Source organism: Nocardia sp. NPDC101769 (assembly GCF_044766925.1).
GTDB lineage: Bacteria > Actinomycetota > Actinomycetes > Mycobacteriales > Mycobacteriaceae > Nocardia.
Genome location: NZ_JBIWMX010000003.1, coordinates 471,823 through 492,978, shown reverse-complemented (window position 1 = coordinate 492,978; position 21,156 = coordinate 471,823). Strand labels below are relative to the sequence as shown.

The window sequence follows — 21,156 nt, the reverse complement described above, 5'->3', positions numbered from 1 at the left end:
CAGTCGAGTTGGCGCTCGCCGCTACCGGGTTTTTACCCAGTCTTTCAGCGGGGAAAACCTGTTGATGCCCAACCTTTCCACGGTGTGATCCTGGTCTCACCCGGGGCGTGTGTTACCTGGCGCCACCGTAACCTGGACGCGCGTACGACTTTCAATGGTGCGGGTCGTCGCACCGTCCATGCGCAAGGGGGCTGACGGGCGCAGGGGGCCAGGGGAGAGGGAAAGGAACGCACCAGTCATGTCGCATGAACTCGCGACACAGGCCGCCCGGTCGACCCGGCGTACGGCCCAGGTGTTCCGCTACAGCGCCATTGTCACCGCCAGCATGGCCAGCATCGGGCTGACCGTCGCCGCCGGTTCCTACATCGCCAATGAAATGGCCCAGCAGCCGGGCAGGCTCGCCACGGGCGCGCCGGGCAACCATCCGGCGCTCATCGAGCTCGGCCCGGGCGCAGCCGATCGGCCGGGCGTCCAGCCGGCCGAGCCGATCGCCGAGAAGGTCACCCTGACTTCGCTTTTCACCAACCGGGACATGGAACCCGCGTTCGTGCAGGTGATTCCGGCCCGCACCCCGGGCACCGGCGCCGCCACCGCGTCCGAGGTGCCCCGCCCGCTGGGCGGTCAGTTCCGGCTCGGCACGGCCTACGTGGGCGCGCAGGTGGCCGCGGCCCAGCACACGGCGACGCTCACCGTCGACACCAATGTCTTCGCCACGTTCGCCGATGTCCTGCTGAACACTCCGCTGGGGCACCAGTTGGGCCTCAACGGCGATCCGAGCGCCACCACCCGGCTACGGACCGATGTGGACAGCCGCGGCGACGTGACACTGACCCTGTCGGACCCCGCGATCGGCAACTATGGCCTGCAGATCGCGCGACATCCGGTCCCGGCCGCCACGACCGACACTCCCGCGCACGACGCGACCGACGCACACGCGCACGAGACGGACGGCCGCACGGCAGGGGAAGACTCGGCCGTCGTCGCTGTGTGAGACTTCCGGTGTGTACGACTACTGCGTGATCGGCGGCGGCATCGTCGGGGTGGCCACCGCGCACCGCATGCTCGAACGCCATCCGGGGGCGAGCCTGCTGCTGCTGGAGAAGGCCGGGCAGCTGGGCCTGCACCAGACCGGGCACAACAGCGGGGTCATCCACTCGGGCATCTACTACGAGCCGGGCAGCCTGAAGGCGCGGCTGTGCGTGCGCGGCGCGCAGCTCACCAAGGAATTCGCCGCGGCGCACGATATTCCGTTCCGGGTGTGCGGAAAACTGCTGGTGGCCACCGATGCCGCCGAGCACGCGCGGATGCTCGCGCTCCACGAGCGGTCCGTCGCCAATGGCGTCGAGGTGGAGTTGCTCGACGCCGCCGAGCTGGTGCGGCGAGAGCCGCGCGTCACCGGGACCGGAGCGCTGTTCGTGGCGAGCACCGGCATCATCGACTACGGCCGGGTGACCCGGGCGCTGGCGCAGGAGGTGCGCACGGCCGGTGGTGAGATCGTGCTCGGCGCGGAGGTCACCGCCATCACCGAAACCGACTCAGCGGTAACCGTTTCCGGCCCGGCCGGCAGCTGGCAGGCCCGGCGGCTGGTGGTGTGCGCGGGCCTGCAGGCGGACCGCATGGCCCAGCTGGCGGGTCTGGACATCGATCTGCGCATCGTGCCCTTCCGCGGCGAGTACTACCAGCTGCCGCCCGAGCGCAACGATCTGGTGAACACCCTGATCTATCCGATCCCCGATCCCGAACTGCCGTTCCTGGGCGTGCATCTGAGCCCGACCATCGACGGCGCGCTGACCGTCGGGCCCAATGCGGTGCTGGGCCTGGCCCGCGAGGGCTACCGCAAGGGCAGCGTGAACCTCCGCGACGCCCGGGAGATCCTGGGCTACCGCGGTTTTCACCGGGTGGCCGCCGCCAACGTCCGGACCGGGCTGCGGGAAATGCGCAACTCCCTGTTCAAGCGCGGCTACCTGGCCGAATGCCGTCGCTACTGCCCCGAGCTAACCGTCGCCGATCTGTTGCCACGGGAGGCGGGCATCCGCGCCCAGGCGGTGCTGCGCGACGGCGCGCTGGCCCACGATTTCCTGCTCGAGCACACGCCGCGCTCGGTTCACGTGCTCAATGCTCCCTCCCCGGCGGCCACCTCCGCCCTGCCCATCGCCGAGTACATAACGGACCGATTGGACAAGTTCGCTCAATAAATAGGATTGCTGTAGTACTTTTAAGGCAGCCGTGGGACAGGGAGCAGCCTATGGGCCATTTCAAGTACGCCAGTGATGTCGGCGCACCGGTGGAAGTCGCGTTCACATACACGGACAACCATCAGTTCGTGCCGGACTGGGCCTTCGGCGTGGTCGCATTCGAACCGATCGGGGATTCCGATCATGGTGCCGGAGCCGTCTTCGCCGCAACCCTCCGGGTCGGCCTGTGGCATCCCACGATCGAGTGTGAGATCACCGACTACCGCCGCAACGCGGTCATCGAATACACACTCCGCCGACGCCGGAAGGGGAAGCCGGCGTCGGCGTGCTCCAACTTCTGTGTCATCACCCTGCGTTTCGACCCCCTCGGGTACGGCCGCGCGGTACTGACCTCGGAAACCGAGTACTGGGTGCCACGCGGGCTCACCGGCAAGTTGCTGTCGAAGATGCTGGCCGCGATGGTGCAGGCCACGGTCCACCGGACCGAATCGCAATTGCGCAGGGAGATAGAGGAATTCCACGGCACGGATCTTGTCGGCCGGATCGCGTAGGGTAGGCCGCATGATCATCGTGAGCACCGACGGATCATGCCTGCGCAACCCGGGCGGCGCGATCGGCTGGGCCTGGGTCAATCATGCGGGCGGCTCGGCCAGCGGCGGTGCGCCCTCGGGCACCAATCAGATCGCGGAGCTACGCGCACTTCTCGAGGCCATCCGGGCGCATCCGGACGCCGAACCCCTGCTCATCGAGAGCGATTCGCTCTATGCCATCAAATGCGCCTCCGAGTGGATCCACGGCTGGCGCACCAATGGGTGGAAGACCTCCACCGGCGGCGCGGTCAAGAATCTCGAGCTGATCCAGCAGATCGACCGCGCCATCGCCACCCGGCCCGGTCCGGTCCGGTTCCGCTGGGTACGCGGGCACGTCGGCAACTACTTCAACGAGCAGGCGGACACGCTGGCCGGCCAGGCCGCGCGGAAGGTGGCCGCCACCGGTGTCGCCATTGATCCCGACGGCGACGAACCGGTGCCCTTCGATCCGCCCACCGCGCCGATCCCGATCGTGGAACCCAAGACCGAGCCCCTCCCGGGGACCGCACCCACCGGGTTGGAACGAGCCGAGACAGAACAGGCCGAGAAGGTCGGCGCCACCGCGCATTCCGCGGCCGCGACCCCGCGCCGCCGGGCGGCGGCCGCCAAAGCGTCTGCCGCCGAGGCACTCACGCTGTTCTGAGCGACCCCTCGCGAACCCTTTGACCTGCGACGACATGAAAAGGGTCCGCCTCCGGAAGTACCGGAGGCGGACCCTTTTTCGTGCTCGGGATATCCCGATCAGCTACCCGGCTTGGGCGCCGCGGTGGTGGCGGGCGCGGGCTGGCCGGACGGGGCGGGCTGACCCGAGGGAGCCGGCTGACCGGAGGGCTGGACGCCCTGCTGGTCACCACCGCCGGTCCCGCCCGGGAACAGCGGGTTCTCGTCACCGGCGTAGACCGGCTGGAACTTCGACACCAGCCACTTGCCGTCGTGCTTCTCCAGCTCGACATAGGTCGGGATGGTGAGCACGATCGGCTTGGCGTGGAAGTCGTTGGTGGAGGTCTGGGTCAGGCTCACCAGGACCGAGGCCTTGTTGGCATCGCCGGACTCCCAGCCACAGCGCAACACGTTCAGCGAGGACTTGGCGTGTGCGTTGGACAGGATGTCCTTCACGTCGCCGGCCATCGGGTCGAACATCTGCTTGAACTCACCGGTGATGAGCGCCTGCACGCGCGGGGCGAAATCGTTCCAGGAGGACTGGTCGTAGACCGAGACCGCGCGTGCGAATTCGCAGGCGGCCTTGGCGGCGGAGTCGCGGTCGGCGAGTTCATCGCTCTTGGTGTGCGATTGCCACCAGAACGCGCTCAGACCCGCGAGCGAGGCGACCAGCAGCACGCCGAGCGCGATGAGCGCGACCATCGGCACCGCGACCTTGGAGACCAGCGCGGACTCGGACTTCGCCTTCGGCGCGTCGGCGGCCGCCGGTTCCGGCTTCGCGGCCGAATCCGCTTCGGGCTCGGCAGTCTTCGCTTCCGGCTCGGCCTTCGATTCCGGCTCAGGCTTCGATTCCGGCTCAGGCTTCGATTCCGGCTCGGGCTGGGCCGCTTCGGCGTCCTTCGTCAGCTCCGGCTTCTCGGCGGCCTGTTCGGCGCTGCTCTGGGCATCGGCCTCGGCGATGGAATCGTCTTCGGTTTTCTTGTCCTGGGCAGCGTCGTCCGACATCTATTCGATCACTTTCCCGGTGCGCTGCGGACGCACCGTCTAGGTTTCGTCAGCGAGTATGCCCGCTGCTCCTGAGAGCGGCGGGCGGCACTCACTTGACCGGCGGCAGGGTCCGCTCGTTCGGATCCGAACCCGCGGGCGGGAGCGCGCCATTGTTGGGCACGTCCGGTCGCGGTGCGTTGCCCGAGCCGCGGATCTGCTGGTCCTGGGGTGGGTTCTGGCAGTAGCTCGCCCATTTCGGGAAGGTGTTCTCGGTCGCTACGGCGGGGTTCACCTTCTTGGTGACGTAGTCGCAGAAGGACCTCGGCCAGATGTCGGCGATGGTGTAGAACTCGCCGTCGTGCGCCGGCACGCCCATGGCGGAGGTGCCGACCACCAGCGACGGGAACAGTGCCCGCAGCGCCGGGGTGCGCAGCTGCGCGGCCTTGGTGATGGCCGCGAAGTTGGTGGCCAGGCTGGTCATCGGGTCGGCGGTCTTGTCCAGCACCGCGCCGAGGGCCTGCATCTGGCCGGGCGCCTGATCCAGGATCTTCTGGAGTTCGGCATTCGCGTCGTTGAACTGATTGAACAACACACTCGAATTACGGGTCAGCGTACCCAGATCCGGCTGCGCCAGCGACGTGGTACCGGAAATGACCTGGAGGTTCTTGATCAGGTTGGTGGTCTGGGGGAGCAGGTTGTCCAGGCCGTTGGTGGCCAGGCTGATGCCGTCGATGAGCGAACGCAGCTGGTCCGGGCCACCGGAGAGGGCGGTGTCGAGCTCGCTCAGGATGACGCTGAACTTGTCCGGATCCACCTGGGCGATGAGCGCGCTGGCATTGTCGAGCACCGACCACACGGGGGTGGGGGTCTTGACCTTGCCGGCATCGAACTGGATCACCGAACCGCTGCGCAGGAACGGACCCTGATCGGTATTCGGGCGGAAGTCGATGTACTGCTCGCCCGCGGCCGACAGCGCGCCCACCGACACCTGGGTGTCGGCCGGGATCGAGTACTTCGCGTCGATCTCGGCGGTGGCCGCGATGCCCGCGCCGTTGTCGATGAGCTTGATGTCGAGGACCTTGCCGACGCGGTAGCCGCGCAGGGTCACGTCATTGCCGCTCTGCAGCCCGCCGGATCGGTCCAGATTGACCGTCACCGTGTAGGTTTCGCGCAGCGGATTCACCCGCATCACGCTGATCAGCAGGTAGGACGCGCCCACCAGCAGGATCAGCACCAGCGCGGAATTGGACACCAGGTTCTTGTGTCGCGATACCCAACTCATCGGTGTCCCCCGTTGATCCGGCCGTAGATGATCTGCAGCACCTGGATCAGGCTGCCCCCGAAGTCGTTGAGGTCCTTGAGGTCCGGGAACTTGCTGTTGGCCGGATCGGTGAGCAGGCCGATGTCGAGCATGGAGAGCGTGGCGGCCACCGCCAGGGTGTCGCCCTTGAACGAGGCGTCGGCCTTGGGCCGGATGTCGTGCAGGGCGTCCAGGGCGGGGCCGAGGGACTGATCGGTCCGCGACAACGCGCTCATCAGCTGGTTCACATTGTCGAGCAGGCTGCCGAGCGAGTCGGAGGTGGTGTTGGCGTAATCGCCCAGTGCCGCACTGGTTGTCGAGATCTTGGTGAGCAGATCACCGAGGGCCTGGTTGTTCTCGGCGATGGCGCCGATCATGCCGGGCAGGCTGTCGGCGACCTGGCCCAGCTGCTGGTGGTTTGCCTCGATGGTATTGGCCAGCGCGCTGAAGCCGGCCAGCACATTGTCGATGCGCGAGCTGTTGGTATTGAGGCTGGTCATCACGCTGGTGAGCTGCGTGAGCACGTGGCCCAGCTGTTCGCCGCGCCCGCCGACGATGGAGTCCAGCTCGGAGGTCAGCTTGGACAGATTGGCGATGCCACCGCCGTTGAACAGCAACGAGACCGACATCAGCAGTTCTTCGACGGTCGCGCCGGCCGAGGTGTTGGTGAGCCGGTCACCGTTCTTCAGCAGCTGCATGCCGGGCTCGGCCTTGGGGATGGACACCGCCACGAAGACGTCGCCGAGCGGGGTGGCCTGGCGCAGTTCCGCGGTGCTGCCGGCCGGCAGCTCGATGTCCTGCCGGATGGCCAGGTCCACATTGGCCTTGAAGTCCTTGGTCGTGATCTTGGTGACCACGCCGACGTCGGAGCCACCGACCTTGACCTTCGCCTGGTCGGGCAGATTCAGCGCATTGTCGAAGGTCGCGTGAATGGTGTAGATCTTGTCGCCCGGACCGGGTTTGGGTAGCGGCAGGCTCTCCACCGTGATGCCGCAGCCGGAGGCGACGACGGCGGTCGCGGAGACCGCGATGGCGACGACCGCCCGCCGGGCCGATCGGCCCGCGCGCAGATCCTTCCAGAAGCGATTGCTCATTTGGTCATCCCCAGCATCGCCGCCATCAGACCGAAGTCGGGTCCGAAGTCCTCCATTTTCCCGGTGCGGCAGCCATCCGATCTCATCTGGATGCGCTCGCAGAACAGGCTCACGATCTCACCGGAGAGCCCGGCGCCGATCAGGCCGTGCAGGCGGATGAAGTTGCCCTGACGGTTGACCGAGCGGTCCAGGTTCTGCATGAGCAGCGGGGTCACGTCGACCACCTCGGTCAGGCCGGCCGCATTGGCGCGCAGCTGGTTGGTGACATTGGTGAGCCCGGTGAGGGTGCCGTTGAGCTGGTCGGAGTACTGCGAGAACGCGCCACTGGTGTTGGCCAGGAACGCATTCAGCTGATCCAGGGTGCCCTGCAGACCGGGCGCCTGATCGGCCAGCAGACCGGTCATCTGGGTGATCTTGTTGCTGAATCCGCGCACCGAATCGTCGTTGTCGGCCAGCATGGTGGTCAGCTCGTTGAGCTTGATGATGATGGTGGAGATGGCGTCCTTGTTGTCGACGCCGGTCTTCAGCGCGCCGGAGAGCGCGTTGAGCACATCGCGCATCTTCTCGCCGTTGCCGTTCATCATCGGGTACAGCACGCGACCCGACAGCGGGCCGATCCCGTCCTGCCCCTCCTGGGGCTCGAGCGCGGCGGCGAAGCTGTCGATGGTCTTGATCATGGTGTCCAGCTCGACCGGGGTCTTGGTCTGCTGGGTGGTCAGGTGCGAGCCGTCGGCCAGGGTGTCACCGCCGGTGTAGCGCGGGGTGAGCTCGATGTGCCGGTCGGTCACGATGGACGGCGAAACCAGTGCCGCCTGAACGTTCTTCGGGATCTTGACGCCCTTGTCCACGGTCATGTGGACCTCGACGTACTGACCCTTCGGAATGATCTTGTCGACCCGACCCACCTCGAGCCCCAGCACGGTGATCGGGTTGCCCTCGAACATGCCCGCGATATTGAGGAAGTCCGCGGTGAAGTGCTGGGTCTGCCCCGCGGCGTCCTTCACTCCGAGCGGCACGATGGAGCAGGAGCCCACGGCCCACGCCGCAGCGCCGATCATGGCCGCCTTGGCGATTCGGCCGAGCAGACGCCGCTTCTGTTCCGCGCCGGTCGATGTCTCTGCCTTGAAGCTCGATGTCATTGGTGGCACCCCTCGTTCACCTGCGCGAAGCACAACCAGTTGTCCGGGAACAGCCACGGCAGCGCGACCTCACCGTAGTTGCCGTTGCCGAAGGCATTGTTGAACTGCCGGATGGCCGGCGGCATGATCGACAGCAGCCGATCCAGATTCTCCTTGTTCTTCTGCAGACCGTCGGCCATGGTGTTGAGCTGCTGCAGGGTCGGACCGAACTGGTTGTTGTTGTCCGCGCCGATCTTCTGCAACTGCCCGGTGAGCGTGGCGATATTGTCCAGCAGGCTCTTGAGCAGACCCTGCCGCTGCATCACCCGGTCGGCGATGGCCTGACCCTGCGTGATCACCAGCAGCACGCTGTTGCGGTTGTCGCCGAGGATCTTGGTGACCTTGTCCAGATCCTTGAGCAACTGGTCGACCTGATCCTTGCGGTTGTTCATGGTCTTGGCCAGCGCGCCGATGGCGTCGAGCGCCTGCACCGTCATCTGCGGGGTGTCGCCCATCTGCTGGTTGATCAGATTCAGCGAATCCGCCAGCTTCTTGGTGTCGAGTTCCTCGAACTTGGGCGTGCCCTCCTGCACCACGTCGGCCAGGTTGTAGGGAACCACCGTGTTGGACTTGGGAATCCGGTTGCCCTTCAGCCCGGAGCCGTCGCCGGGCACCAGGTCGACGTAGCGCGCACCCAGCAGGGTCGCCATCTTGATCGACGCCTTGGCATCCGGGCCCAGCTTCACGTCCTTGTCGACATTCAGGGTCAGCAGCACGTGATCACCCTCGAGCTCGGCGCCCGAGATAGTGCCGACGGGGACACCGGAGACATCCACCTTGTCACCGACCTTGACGCCGGCGGTCTGCACGAACTCGGCCTTGATGCTCTGTGTGCCGACACCCACCGTCTTGTAGAGGCTGGAGCCCAGCAGCAGCGCGACGATGACCGCCACGCCGAGCACGCCGAGCCAGAAATTGCGATTGGTACTGAAGCGCTTCCCGAGCTTTGCGATCATGGCCGGCACACCGCCGAGTGGGAGTTGCCGCCGATCTGCGAGAACAGACCGCGCGGGAAGAGGATGCCGTACAGCGAGACGTCCAGGCTGCACAGATAGGCATTGGCGTAGGCGCCGTTCTGGGTGAACTTGCCGACGTCGGAGAGGATGCCGGGCAGGTCCACCGCCGCCTGGTCGAGCTTGGCGCCATTGGCCAGCAGCAGTGCCAGCGCGTCGTGGGTGGCGTTCTGCGCCAGCACCAGCTTGGGCTGGATGGAACCGAACATCCCCACCAGAGCCGTTGTGGCATCGGCGATCTGGACCGTCGACGCCTGCAGCGACTGGCCCTGCGCGTAGAGGCCGCCGATCAGGGCGCGGGTCTGGGTGACCAGCGTCTCCAGCTCGTCACCCCGCTTGGCCAGCCCCGACATCACGCCGGACAGATTGGTGATCACGTCGGAGAGGATGCCGTCGCGGCGTTCGAAGTCCGAGGCCACCGACGCGGCCTGGGTGATGAACGCGCTCAGCGACACATTGTCACCCTGCAGCGCCTGGATGAAGGTGTTGGACAGGTTGTTCACCTGCTCGGGCTGCAGCACCTGGAACAGCGGCTGGAAACCGTTGAGCAGCGCCGAGATATCGAACGACGGCTCGGTCCGCTCGAGCGGGATACCACCGTTGTTCTTCAGTACGACATGGTCACCGGTGTGCGGCTTGCCGGCGGCGGGCGGGTTCAGTGCGACATACCGCTGCCCGATCAGGTTCTGGTACCGGACCAGCGCCTTGGTGTCCCCGTACAGCGTCTGATCGCGCTGCACGATGAAGGTCACCACGGCCTGGTTCTTCTTGTCCAGCTCGATCTTCTCCACCTTGCCGACCCGCACACCGGCCATCCGGACGTCATCGCCCGCACGCAGGCCCAGGACATCGCTGAAGGTCGCGGTGTAGGTGTTGGTATCGCCTTTCACGGTGCGCGCGAGCGTATTCCAGATGACCGCGGTCACCAGGATGGACACGATCGCGAAGATGCCGAAACCGATCAGCGGCTTACGAACGCTCATCGGCCGGCCTCGCTCTGGCTCAGTTGCAAGGTCGCACCCTTCAGGATCGGGCTCAACAGCAGGTACTCGGCCGCGGTCGGACGCCGGCCCAGCAGGGCGGTGATGGCGTCGTCACCGGCCAGCGCGATGTCCCCACCGGTGGGCACCGAACCCGGCTGGCTCGCCGGGGCGGCCGGAGCCGGAGCGGCCGGCGCCAGGTTCGGGAACAGCCCCTGCAGCGGCGTGCCCGCGAGCGGGTCGCTGCCCGGCTTCGCAGCGCCGTCGCTCGGCGTGTCGGTGGGTGTGCCGGTGGTGGTGAGTCCCGGGATCAGCGGGAAGCCCGGCGGCGGCGGGGTGACCGGCAGGTCCTTGGCGGCGTCGATTGCCCTGGGGCGCATGGCTTCCGGCAGCGTGCCCGGATCCGAGGTGAGCGGCGCGGTGCCACAGCTCGGGGCGGCCAGGTCGCCGTAGCGCGGGCAGTCGTCGCGGGTGTAGGGCTTGTAGGGGGTGAAGGTGAGGCCCATGTTCCAGATCATCTGGTTCTGCGGACCCCAGTGGAACGTCGAACCCAGCTTGCGCACCGAATCGTTCAGGTTCGCGATGGCCTGCGGAATGGCGTCCGGGTTGTCCGACAGCGCGCCGAACATGGCGCTGGTCCCCGTGGTCAGATCCTTACCGACATTGGGGTTGCGGGCGAAAAGCCCGTTCACCTTGTCGACGGTGTTCTCGCTGCCGGAGATGAGCGCAGTGAGCTCGGCCCGGCGGTCGGAGATGGTCTGCGCGGTCTTGACCGAATCCTGTAGCACGCCCATCAGGTCCGGCGCGGACTGGTTGAGTGCGTGGAAGGAGGAGGAGAAGTCGTCGAGGAAGCCGCCGACATCCGGCACCGCCCCGCGCACGCCCTCGAGCCAGCGGTCGACACGCTCGATGGTGGAGCCGGGCATGCGGCCGCTGCCGTCCAGCGCGTAGGACAGCGTGCCCAGCACGCGGCCCAGCTGCACCGGATCGATCTTGCTCAGGATATTGCGGACCGTGGTGAGGGTGTCCTGCAGGGCGATGGTGCCCTTGGAGGTGTCCTCCGCGATCTGCGAACCCTCCTTCAGATGCGTGGAATCCGGTCCGTTGTAGACGAGTTCGACCGAGGTGACGGCGAACAGGTTGGAGGGCACCACGCGCGCGGTGACATTGGCCGGGACGCCGCCGGCGTACTCCGGCTTCATCTCGATGTGCACCTCCTGCTTCGTCCCCTTGGCCGCGACCGACACGTCCTTGACGGCGCCGACCAGCACGCCGCGGAACTTCACGTCGGCATCGGCCGGCAGGCCGTCACCGGTGGTGGTCAGATTCGCTGTGACATTGACCTTTTCGACGAAGTATCCGCGGTACCGGGCGAACAGGAAGCCCAGCACGACCGCGATGACGGTGAGGCCGCAGACACCGGCGATGAGCAGCTGCCGCATCGTCGGTCCGCGCCCGCTCGGATCGATGATCATTGTGTGCGCCCCCTATCCCGAGATCCGGATGCCGGGGTTCACGCCCCAGATTGCCAACGTCATGAACAGGTCGGCGAAGACGACCGCGATGATGCACAGCTTGATCGCGCGACCGGCCGCCACACCCACGCCCTCCGGGCCGCCGGAGGCGAAAAACCCGTAGTAGCACTGGATGAACGTGGTGATCGCGACGAAGAGAATCGCCTTCAGCAGTGAGTACAGCACGTCGTGCGGCACCAGGAACTGATAGAAGTAGTGCTGGAAGGTGCCCGTCGCGGTGCCGCCCACCAGGGATACGGTCAGCGAGCAGGAGATGTAGGCCAGCGGCAGCGCCAGGCAGTACAGCGGCACGATGGCGATCATGGCCGCGATCATGCGGGTGCTGACCAGATACGGAAGTGGCCGGATGGCAACCGATTCCAGCGCGTCGATCTCCTCGGAGATGCGCATGGCACCCAGCTGCGCGGTGAACCGGCAGCCCGCCTGCGCCGCGAAGGCGACGGTGGCCAGCATGGGCCCGAGCTCACGCGTGGTGGCGAAGGCCGAGATGGCGCCGGTGAGCGGGCTCAGGCCGAGCAGGTTCAGCGAGGTGTAGCCCTGGATGGCGACGGTCATACCGCCGAACGCCGACAGGATCAGCACCACGCCGATGGTGCCGCCACCGACGACGAGATTGCCGTTGCCCCAGGTGACGTCGGACAGCAGCCGCCACACCTCTTTGGGGTAATGCTTGAACGCGAGCGGCATGGAGCCGACCGAGCGCAGGAAGAAGAACACCTGGTGGCCGATGCGCGCCAGCCAGTCACGCGGCGAGTTGGCCGCGCCCTTGATCCGTTGGAACGGCCGCAGCAGCGGCGGCACGTACGTAGCTGACACGACTCAGACCACCTGCGGGGGGAAAAGGGTGTTGTACAGCTGCGTCATCATCAGGTTGACGCCGAAGAGCATGACCGCGGACATGACCACGGCGGTGTTCACCGCATTCGCCACGCCACCGGGACCGCCTTTGGCGTTGAGCCCCGAGTCACAGGCGATGACGGCCGCGAACAGGCCGTAGATGAGCGACTTCAGCAGGGCCACAGCCAGATCCGCCGTGATCGCGAACGACGAGAACGTACTGATGTAGGAGCCCGGGGTGCCGTTCTGGACGAAGATGTTGAACATGTAGCCGGTCAGGAAGCCGACGAAAACCACGAAACCGCACAGCAATACCGAAACCAGCATGGCCGCGCCGAGACGCGGAGCGACCAGGCGCTGCATGGGATCGACGCCCATGACCTTCATGGCGTCGATCTCCTCGCGGATGGTGCGGGAGCCGAGGTCGGCACAGATGGCGGAACCGACGGCGCCGGAGATCATGAGCGCTGTGACCAGCGGCGCGCCCTGCTGAATGATGCCCAGGCCGTTGGCCGCGCCGATGAAGGACGTTGCCCCGACCTGCCCGGCCACCGATCCGACCTGAATCGAGACGATGACGGCAATCGGAATGGCGACCAGCAGGGTGGGCGCCGCGGCGACATTCGCCATGAACGCGCACTGCCGGATGAACTCACGGTAGGGGAAGCGGCGACGGAAGATCGCGATGAAAAGCTCGGCGACCGCGGCGACACCCATCGACATCATCCGGCCACCGGTTTCCAGCGACCGTTTCGGATGATCCTGCCAGTATGCCTTGACCCAATCCGCGGCCACATTCATCCGTGATGGTGACGGTGGGCTCCCCTGGCCCCCCGGGCTCTTGGTCAACTGCACTGGCTACCCCTCTCGACGCCGGAGTTACCCGTCTCCAGCGACTGTTGCTGGACGCACCCTACTACGGAGTTAGGAAAAACACACCACCGATTGTGGTTCCGCTCATAGAGACGGATCACTTTCGATGTATTGCTGTGAACAGCCACATCAGGGTCGGTTTACGGGGCAAAAAACCTGGCAGAGATCTAGAACTTGTTCTAGTTTTCAACTATCCACCGGCGTTTGCGGACATCCACCGGGTAACAATTTGTAGGAACAAATTTATCGGAATTCAATAGCTTTTGCGTATTGTTCCGTAATCCACATCCAACTAGGTATCGGCCGCGAACCCCGGGAGGACACGGCTAGGCAACATGTGGCAGTACAACAGGCAACCGGGCTCGAATACTGACAGGATGAGTAACCGCAGGTTGAGATTCGTGCGGCTTCCGACGTCTGGAGGGACATGATCAAGAAACTCGCCGGGGCGACCGGCGCATTCGCCATCGCCCTGAGCACCGCGCTCTTCGGAATCGGAGCCGCTCACGCCGATGCCGCGCCCGCCGTCATCGGTGGCGGCTCCGGGATCATCATCGATGATCAGTACGAGTGCACCGTGACCACCGTCGGTCACGACGGCGCCGGACGGCTGGTCGGCCTGACCGCCGGGCACTGCGGCGACGCCGGGTCTCGGGTCTGGGCCGAAAAGGATCGCGGCGCGGGACAGATCGGTCAGTTCGTCTACTCCAACCACGATCTCGACTACGCCGTCATCCAGTTCGATCCGGACCGCGTCATCCCGGTCAACCGCATCGGCAATGTCACCATCACCGGGATCGGCGGCCCGCCCGGATTCCCCATGATCGTCTGCAAGGAGGGCCGCACCACCGGCAATACCTGCGGCATCTCCTGGGGCGACGTCTTCGATACCAACGTCGAGACCTGGAGTCAGATGTGCGTGGTGGAGGGCGATTCCGGCGCGCCGGTCGTCGTCGGGACCACCCTCGTCGGCATGGTGAACGCCTACCTGGCGGTGGCCTGCTTCGGCCCCGAGGTCGGCACGAACATGAGCTCGATCATGGCCGACCTCAACGGCCGGGGCAGCGTCGGCTCCGGCTACACGGTGATCTGATCCACGAGCAATGCCGACCGGGGCGGTGATTCGGGAATCACCGCCCCGGTTGCTATTTGAGGGTGTTCACGCAGACGACGAAATTGCGTTCGTCGTAGACGTAACCCTGGTCGCCGTCGGGGCAGTCGTCGACGCTGCTGCTGTTCTGCACGATCGACACCACCTTCACACCCTCGGTGGCCGTGGTGGCGGTGCAGGGGATGCGGTGGGCCGCGTCGTTGCCGACGTCCATGCAGTCGCCGACCACCCAGTCGATGGTCAGGCAGAGGGCGCCGGTCTCCATGCCATTGAGGGTTTCGTAGTAGACCTGGTCGGAATCCTTGCCGCACTGGGCATTGCGCGGGGCCTTGCCGGTCACCTTGTAGTTGGAGTCCTGGCTGCCGCAGCTCGCCTTCTCGATGCTGGCGTTGTCGGTGGTGCCACCGAGCTTCACGCAGTCGCCGATCGCGGCCTGGAAGTCGGTGTTGCCGCCGCGGTCGGCGCGCGGTGTGGTGGTGGGCGCACCCGAACCGGGCTTGCCGGAGGGTTTGCCCGGGGTGGCGCCGGGGGCCTTGGTGGGGAGCACGATGTCGCCGGGGGCGGCCTGGGGATGGCCGGAAACGGTGGTCCCGCAGCCGGCGAGCAGCAGGGCGGCGGCGGAGATCGCGGGCAGGGCGATCCGGGCGGAAAGCTGCTGACGCAACACTGGCGAGTCCTATATTTCGAAACAAACAGATTTGAGTTCTGTGCCCATGCATACACCACGGGCACCAGGAAGATCGAACCGAGGCGGCCCGGCATTTCGTATAGGAAGCCATGAGCACCGACATCCTGGAGCGCTATCTCTCCTGGCGGCGCGGACGCGACGGTGACCCCTTCCGGGTGCGGATGCCGGCCCTGGGACCGGTGCTCTTCACCGGCACTCCCGAGGGCGCGCGCGACTTGTTCCGGGCTCCGGTGGACCTGCTGGAACCGCCGCTGCCCAATCCCATCGAGCCCATGGTGGGCGCGGCCTCGCTCATCCTGGCCCGGGACGGCCGGCACCGGCGCGAGCGGGCGTTGCTCGCGCCGGCGCTGCACCGCAATCGAATCAGCGCCTACGGCAACACCATTCGCGAAGCGGCCCGGGCCGAGCTGAGCGGGGAGCGCACCGGGGACCCGTGGCGGCCCGGCACCCGGATCGATGCCCGGGCGGCGGCGCGGGCACTGACGCTGCGGGTGATCCTGGCGGCGGTGTTCGGCATCGACGATGCGGCGCGGCGGGCCGAATACACCACCGTCACAAAGGAATTCCTGGAGTCCTTCGGCAGCACGCTGTTCATGGTTCCGGCATTGCGGCGCAATCTGTTCGGGCTGTCCGGCTGGGAGCGGTTCAGCACGGCGCGGGATCGGCTCGACAAACTCATCGACGCCGAGGTGGCGCGGCGGCGCGCGGACGGGGGCAGCGGGGCGGATCTGCTGGCGCTCATGCTGGACACCCGCTACGAGGACGGCAGCGCCATCACCGACACCGACCTGCGCGAGCAATTGCGCACCCTGCTGGTGGCGGGGCACGAGACCACGGCGACCGCGCTGGTGTGGGCGCTGTACCGGCTGCATCGCGAACCGGACGCGCTGGCCCGGTTGCGCGCCGAATTGGCCTCCGCCGGAAGCGATCCCGGCCCGGCCGAGCTGATGGCGCTGCCCTACCTGGACGCGGTCTGCCAGGAGACGCTGCGGTTGTATCCGCCGGTGCCGATCGTATTGCGCAGGCTCACCGGTGATTTCACGCTGCGCGGGGTGCCGTTGTCGGCGGGGGACACCATGGGGATCTCGGTGCATCTGCTGCACACCGATTCCGCGGTGTGGCCGCAGCCGCGGCGGTTCCGGCCCGAGCGGTTTCTGGAGCGCCGCTACAGCCCGTTCGAGTACGCCCCGTTCGGTGGCGGGCACCGGCGTTGCGTCGGTGCGGCGCTGGCCGATTACGAACTTCGCATTGTGCTGGCTACTGTATTGACCGATGTGCGGCTTCGGTTGTCGCCGCGGTTCGCGCGTGGGCCCGCGCCGATGTCGGTGCCGCACACCATCACGGTCGGGCCGCGCGGCGCCATCATGTTCGATGTCGTCGGATACTGAAGCACCCCGGTGATTTCGATCACAAGCAGGTTTCGGGAAATGAGCACACCGAATGCGGCCGCGCCGGTGTCACTTTCGGGGAATCGCCGAGGCCATCGGCGCATTCGCGCCTGTCGAGTAACCAACCCGCAGCCCTGTGACTCACCGCACACCGATTAGTCGGTATGCATAACTGGCAGAAGCCAATTGGCTTGCCGGACGGATCGCTGTAGTAATGAACGCGGGGTTGGGACCTGCGCGGGTGAAGTGTGCCCGCAATCTGCGTGTGAACGAGGATCTGAGAGGACCGAGCTGTGCGCCATACCCGGTATCGGACAACGGGACTGATCGCCCTCGCCGCCATTGCGGCGACCGGAGCAGTGGTGGCAGCACCCGCCTCAGCGACTCCGCTATGGCCGGGCGGGCCGGACGTACCAGGCGTGCCGTCCGCGGTCATGCCGCAGCCCGAGCCGGGCTCGCTACCCACCGACCCGAACGCCAAGTCACCGATTCCGCCCGCCAACTTCGCGGCCCCCAACATCAGCCCCGGTGACGGCGATGTGGTCGGCGTGGCCATGCCGATCATCATCAACTTCAAGGACCCGGTCGGCGATCACGCGGCCGCCGAGAAGTCGATTCGCATCACCTCCACCAACAAGGTGAGCGGCCACTTCTACTGGATGGGCGACAAGCAGGTGCGCTGGCGGCCCGAGGACTTCTGGCCGGCCGGCTCCAAGGTGACCGTCCAGGCGGGCGGAACCGACGTCGCCTACGAGATCGGCGACGAGTTCATCACCACCGCCGATGACACCACCCACGAGATCACCGTGACCCACAACGGCGAGGTCGTGAAGACCATGCCGACCTCCATGGGCAAGCAGGGCCACGAGACCCCGAACGGCACCTACATCATCAGCGAGAAGAACCGCAAGATGATCATGGATTCCTCCACCTACGGTGTGCCGGTAACCGATCCGCAGGGCTACAAGCTCGAGGTCGAATACGCCACCCGCATGTCCAACAGCGGCATCTTCGTGCACGCCGCCCCGTGGAGCGTTGCGCAGCAGGGCGTTTCGGACACCTCGCACGGCTGCCTGAACGTCTCCACCGAGGACGCCAAGTGGTTCCAGGAGAACGTGAAGAAGGGTGACCCGGTGATCGTCAAGAACACCAACGGCGGCACCTTCTCCACCAGCGACGGCTGGGGCGACTGGAACTGACGACTGTTCGATCACGAACGCCCCGCACCGGCGGGGCGTTCGTCGTTTCACGGGACAAGAGCGGGAAGCTCCTGACGCGACAACTGATTTCGTGAGCGTCCGGGTAACTCGCCGGGCACGGCCAAAATCGGGTCGCTCCCCAACCGCTGGCACGCGTGCATGTCGGTGAACGGCTCTCAACCGTGCGTAAAAGGCGCGGAGAGGCGGGTCAAGCCGTACGATTCGGCCCATGTCCGCGCCACTCGGGGGTGAGACCGGTGAACAGTCGGTGGCGGGCGTCGGCCGACAGTTCAGCGAGTTACCATCCGGAATTAACCAAACATTTGTCCCTGGCCGCGAGGCTGCGCGGGTGCGATCTTGGCCCGAACGAGTACTCCCGACACCCCCGGGGCGCGGGTGGCGAAGCAGACCCTGGCAGGACTATGCGCTATTCGTGGTTCTGGTCGCGCCGAACCTGATTCTGCTGGGGTTGTTCGTCTATCGGCCGCTGATCGACAACATCCGCCTGTCCTTCACGGACTGGAACATCTCCGCGACCGGACTGAACTGGGTCGGCTTCGACAACTACACCGAGTGGTTCCGCCGCGACGACTCCTGGCAGATCGTCGGCAATACGGTGATCTTCACCGTCGCCGCCGTGCTCGGCAGCATGGTGCTGGGCCTGGCGCTCGCCCTGCTGCTGGACCGCAAACTGGTCGGGCGCAATGTGGTCCGGTCCGCCATCTTCGCGCCCTACGTCATCTCCGGCGCGGCCATCGGCGTGGGCTTCCAGTTCATCTTCGACCCGGGCTTCGGGCTCGTCCCGGATCTGTTGCACCGGCTCGGGATTCAGTCACCCGACTTCGCGCAGAACCCGCACTGGGCGCTGTTCATGATCACGGTGACCTACATCTGGAAGAACCTGGGCTACAGCTTCGTCATCTATCTGGCTGCGCTGCAGGGGGTTCGGGCCGATCTCATGGAGGCCGCCGAGATCGACGGCGCGAGCCGCTGGATCACCTTCACGCGGGTGTTGCTGCCGCAGTTGCGACCCACCACCTATTTCCTGTCGATCACGGTGCTGCTCAACTCGCTTCAGGTCTTCGACCTGATCAATGTGATGACCCGCGGCGGGCCGATCGGCACCGGCACCACCACCATGATCTATCAGGTCTATCGCGAGTCCTGGGTCAACCAGCGCGCCGGATACGGGGCGGCGGTCGCCACCATCATGTTCCTGGTGCTGCTGATCGTGACCGTGGTGCAGGTGCGCATGATGGACCGAGGGGACGAGAAGTGAACCGGATCGGCGCGCTGAGCGCTTTCAGGGATCAGGAATTCTGGGCCAAGGTGTTCGGCTACGCGGCCATGCTGTGCGTGCTGATCATCGTCGGCGTCCCGCTGTACTACATCCTCACGCGGTCGTTCATGGCGCACACGGAGGTCTACACCCAGCCGGTCACCTACTGGCCGAAGAACTGGCTGGTGTCGAACTACCACGACGCCACCACCACGCTGCCGTTCTGGCAGTTCCTGCGGAACTCGATCATCGTCACCGCCATCGTCTCGGCGGTGAAGTTCGTGCTGGGCGTACTCAGTGCCTACGGTCTGGTGTTCCTGCGCTTCCCCGGCAAGAACATCGTGTTCCTGGTGATCATCGCGGCGCTCATGGTGCCCAACCAGATCACCATCATCTCCAACTACGCGCTCATCGCCCAGCTGGGCTGGCGAAACACCTTCCAGGGCATCATCGTTCCGCTCTGCGGCGTCGCCTTCGGCACCTTCCTCATGCGCAATCACTTCCTGTCGCTGCCGAGCGAGGTCATCGAGGCGGCGCGGATGGACGGAGCGGGCTGGTGGCGGCTGCTGACCCGCGTCGTACTGCCCATGTCGGGACCCACCATGGTGGCGTTCGCGGTGGTCACGCTGGTGAACGAGTGGAACGAATACCTCTGGCCGTTCCTCATGGCCGACGACGCGCGCGTGGCCACGCTGCCGGTCGGTCTCACGCTCCTGCAGAACACCGAGAACCCCAGCGTCACCAACTGGGGACCGGTCATGGCCGGGGTCATCCTGACCATGCTCCCCATCCTCATCGTCTTTCTGGTGCTCCAGCGTCAGATGATCAAGGGCCTCACCTCCGGTGCGGTCAAGGGCTAAGTCCCAGAAGGAGATTCCAGTGTCGGATTCACGTAGCCCCGCTGATTTCACGGCACGCCGTGGTGCTCTGTCGCGACGCGGGTTTCTCGGCCTCGCGGGTGCGGCCACCGGTGCCGCGGCGCTGAGCGCCTGCGCCGGTTCCGGTGGCGGCGGCACGCAGGGTGGTGACTCGAAGACCATCACCTTCTGGTCCAACCACCCCGGCACCTCCAAGGACCAGGAGACCGAGCTGATCAACCGGTTCCAGGCCAAGTACCCGGACCTGAAGGTCAATCTGGTCGACGCGGGCAAGAACTACGAGGAGGTCGCGACCAAGTTCAACGCCGCGCTCTCCGGCGGCGAACTGCCCGACGTGGTGATCCTGTCCGACGTGTGGTGGTTCAACTACGCGCTCAACGGCACCATCGAGCCGCTGGACAGCCACTTCTCGTCCGCGGGCGTGAACGTGTCCGACTACGTGGACACCTTCGTCGGCGACTACAAGTTCAACGGCAGGACCTGGGCGCTGCCGTACTCGCGCTCGACACAGATCTTCTACTACAACAAGGACGTCTGGGCCAAGGCCGGACTGCCCGACCGCACGCCGAACAGCTGGGACGAGTTCGACGAGTGGGGCCCGAAGATCCAGAGCGTGATGGGCGACGGCAAGTGGGCGCACGGCTGGGGCGACGCCAAGAACTACCTGGCCTGGACCTTCCAGGGTCCGTGCTGGACCTTCGGCGGCGCGTACTCGGACGAGTGGAAGCTGAAGTTCGGCGACCCGGCCACCATCAAGGCCGGAAACTACCTGCGCGACTCCATCAATACCAAGAAGTACGCCAGCATCCGGCCCACCTACGCCGTGGACTTCGGCAACGGCATCATCGCCTCGGCCATCGGCTCCACCGGAGACCTGAAGAGCATCAACACCAATGCCGCGGGCAAGACGCAGTTCGGCACCGGTTTCCTGCCGCACCCGAACGGGCTGGCGGGCTGCACCACCGGCGGCGCCGGCCTGGCGATTCCGTCGCGGATCAGCGACGCCCGCAAGGCGAACGCGCTCGAGTTCATCGAGTTCATCACCAATGCGGCCAACACCTCGTACTTCTCGCAGGCCACCGGCTATGTGCCGGTGCGCAAGTCGGCGCAGCAGGATCCGGGCATGCAGGACTTCCTGGCCAAGAACCCGAACTTCAAGACCGCGCTCGACCAGCTGCCGCTGACCAAGCCGCAGAACTACGCGCGCGTGTTCGTGCCGGGCGGCGACCAGATCATCGGCACCGGGCTCGAGCAGATCGGCCTGCAGAACCGGGACACCGCTGCGGCTTTCGGCGACATCGGCAACCAGCTCCAGACGATCATCGACCGGCAGATCACGCCCAAGCTGCCCAAGTAAGTCAAAACGAGGAG

General features: G+C 66.0%; 20 protein-coding genes. 10 read left to right on the top strand and 10 right to left on the bottom strand.

What is annotated here, in order from left to right; translation table 11 throughout:
* Window positions 1-238 precede the first annotated feature (238 nt).
* From ACIRRA_RS08035 to ACIRRA_RS08020, 4 genes are read left to right on the top strand one after another with little or no spacing between them, the layout of a single operon-like run.
* The gene (locus ACIRRA_RS08035; RefSeq protein WP_402764619.1) at window positions 239-991 is read left to right on the top strand and encodes a hypothetical protein; all 753 of its coding nucleotides are present in this window, start codon (window positions 239-241) and stop codon (window positions 989-991) included.
* Window positions 992-1,001: 10 nt separating this feature from the next.
* The gene (gene lhgO / locus ACIRRA_RS08030; RefSeq protein ID WP_402764617.1) at window positions 1,002-2,195 is read left to right on the top strand and encodes an L-2-hydroxyglutarate oxidase; all 1,194 of its coding nucleotides are present in this window, start codon (window positions 1,002-1,004) and stop codon (window positions 2,193-2,195) included.
* Window positions 2,196-2,245: 50 nt separating this feature from the next.
* A complete protein-coding gene (locus ACIRRA_RS08025) occupies window positions 2,246-2,746 on the top strand; it encodes an SRPBCC family protein (protein ID WP_402764616.1) in 501 nt (166 codons plus the stop codon).
* A 10-nt stretch (window positions 2,747-2,756) separates the two neighbouring features.
* Complete coding sequence (locus ACIRRA_RS08020) at window positions 2,757-3,428, top strand: ribonuclease H (RefSeq protein WP_402764613.1); 672 nt, start codon at window positions 2,757-2,759, stop codon at window positions 3,426-3,428.
* A gap of 98 nt (window positions 3,429-3,526) precedes the next feature.
* Here ACIRRA_RS08020 and ACIRRA_RS08015 read toward each other — a convergent pair whose 3' ends face one another.
* The 9 genes from ACIRRA_RS08015 to ACIRRA_RS07975 all read right to left on the bottom strand — a co-directional run bounded on the left by ACIRRA_RS08015 (window position 3,527) and on the right by ACIRRA_RS07975 (window position 13,170).
* Window positions 3,527-4,450, bottom strand: a complete 924-nt coding sequence (locus tag ACIRRA_RS08015; RefSeq protein ID WP_402764611.1) for a hypothetical protein — start codon at window positions 4,448-4,450, stop codon at window positions 3,527-3,529.
* Between the two features lie 91 nt (window positions 4,451-4,541).
* Entirely contained in the window at window positions 4,542-5,714 is a 1,173-nt protein-coding gene (locus ACIRRA_RS08010; RefSeq protein WP_402764610.1) for an MlaD family protein, read from the bottom strand.
* A complete protein-coding gene (locus ACIRRA_RS08005; RefSeq protein ID WP_402764607.1) occupies window positions 5,711-6,826 on the bottom strand; it encodes an MCE family protein in 1,116 nt (371 codons plus the stop codon). The genes ACIRRA_RS08010 and ACIRRA_RS08005 overlap by 4 nt, the downstream gene beginning before the upstream one ends.
* Window positions 6,823-7,965 (bottom strand): MCE family protein, encoded by a 1,143-nt coding sequence (locus ACIRRA_RS08000; RefSeq protein WP_402764605.1) that lies wholly within the window; start codon window positions 7,963-7,965, stop codon window positions 6,823-6,825. Before ACIRRA_RS08000 ends, ACIRRA_RS08005 begins: the two co-directional genes overlap by 4 nt.
* On the bottom strand, window positions 7,962-8,960 hold the full coding sequence (locus tag ACIRRA_RS07995) for an MCE family protein (protein ID WP_402764603.1): 999 nt from the start codon (window positions 8,958-8,960) through the stop codon (window positions 7,962-7,964). The genes ACIRRA_RS08000 and ACIRRA_RS07995 overlap by 4 nt, the downstream gene beginning before the upstream one ends.
* Window positions 8,957-10,000: an MCE family protein gene (locus tag ACIRRA_RS07990; protein ID WP_356996090.1), complete on the bottom strand. Its 1,044-nt coding sequence runs from the start codon at window positions 9,998-10,000 to the stop codon at window positions 8,957-8,959. Before ACIRRA_RS07990 ends, ACIRRA_RS07995 begins: the two co-directional genes overlap by 4 nt.
* On the bottom strand, window positions 9,997-11,472 hold the full coding sequence (locus tag ACIRRA_RS07985) for an MlaD family protein (protein ID WP_402764600.1): 1,476 nt from the start codon (window positions 11,470-11,472) through the stop codon (window positions 9,997-9,999). Before ACIRRA_RS07985 ends, ACIRRA_RS07990 begins: the two co-directional genes overlap by 4 nt.
* 12 nt (window positions 11,473-11,484) lie before the next feature.
* Window positions 11,485-12,348 (bottom strand): ABC transporter permease, encoded by an 864-nt coding sequence (locus ACIRRA_RS07980; protein WP_402764597.1) that lies wholly within the window; start codon window positions 12,346-12,348, stop codon window positions 11,485-11,487.
* Window positions 12,349-12,351: 3 nt separating this feature from the next.
* Window positions 12,352-13,170 carry an MlaE family ABC transporter permease gene (locus tag ACIRRA_RS07975; protein WP_402764594.1) on the bottom strand — a complete coding sequence of 273 codons (819 nt, stop codon included), beginning with the start codon at window positions 13,168-13,170 and terminating at the stop codon, window positions 12,352-12,354.
* 499 nt (window positions 13,171-13,669) lie between these two features.
* On the opposite strand from ACIRRA_RS07975, the gene ACIRRA_RS07970 reads away from it, so the two are divergent.
* A complete protein-coding gene (locus ACIRRA_RS07970; RefSeq protein ID WP_402764591.1) occupies window positions 13,670-14,335 on the top strand; it encodes a serine protease in 666 nt (221 codons plus the stop codon).
* A 52-nt stretch (window positions 14,336-14,387) separates the two neighbouring features.
* Here the strand turns inward: ACIRRA_RS07970 and ACIRRA_RS07965 are convergent, their stop codons facing one another.
* Window positions 14,388-15,020: a hypothetical protein gene (locus ACIRRA_RS07965; RefSeq protein ID WP_402764589.1), complete on the bottom strand. Its 633-nt coding sequence runs from the start codon at window positions 15,018-15,020 to the stop codon at window positions 14,388-14,390.
* 110 nt (window positions 15,021-15,130) lie between these two features.
* On the opposite strand from ACIRRA_RS07965, the gene ACIRRA_RS07960 reads away from it, so the two are divergent.
* The 5 genes from ACIRRA_RS07960 (at window position 15,131) to ACIRRA_RS07940 (ending at window position 21,142) form a co-directional block, all read left to right on the top strand.
* Entirely contained in the window at window positions 15,131-16,429 is a 1,299-nt protein-coding gene (locus tag ACIRRA_RS07960) for a cytochrome P450 (protein WP_402764586.1), read from the top strand.
* A 293-nt stretch (window positions 16,430-16,722) separates the two neighbouring features.
* Window positions 16,723-17,628: an Ig-like domain-containing protein gene (locus ACIRRA_RS07955; RefSeq protein ID WP_402764583.1), complete on the top strand. Its 906-nt coding sequence runs from the start codon at window positions 16,723-16,725 to the stop codon at window positions 17,626-17,628.
* A gap of 349 nt (window positions 17,629-17,977) precedes the next feature.
* Window positions 17,978-18,907, top strand: coding sequence for a carbohydrate ABC transporter permease (locus ACIRRA_RS07950; protein WP_402764868.1), 930 nt, complete (start codon window positions 17,978-17,980; stop codon window positions 18,905-18,907).
* A gap of 68 nt (window positions 18,908-18,975) precedes the next feature.
* Window positions 18,976-19,767 carry a carbohydrate ABC transporter permease gene (locus ACIRRA_RS07945; RefSeq protein WP_402764866.1) on the top strand — a complete coding sequence of 264 codons (792 nt, stop codon included), beginning with the start codon at window positions 18,976-18,978 and terminating at the stop codon, window positions 19,765-19,767.
* A gap of 19 nt (window positions 19,768-19,786) precedes the next feature.
* Entirely contained in the window at window positions 19,787-21,142 is a 1,356-nt protein-coding gene (locus tag ACIRRA_RS07940) for an ABC transporter substrate-binding protein (protein WP_402764580.1), read from the top strand.
* The last annotated feature ends 14 nt before the right edge of the window (window positions 21,143-21,156 follow it).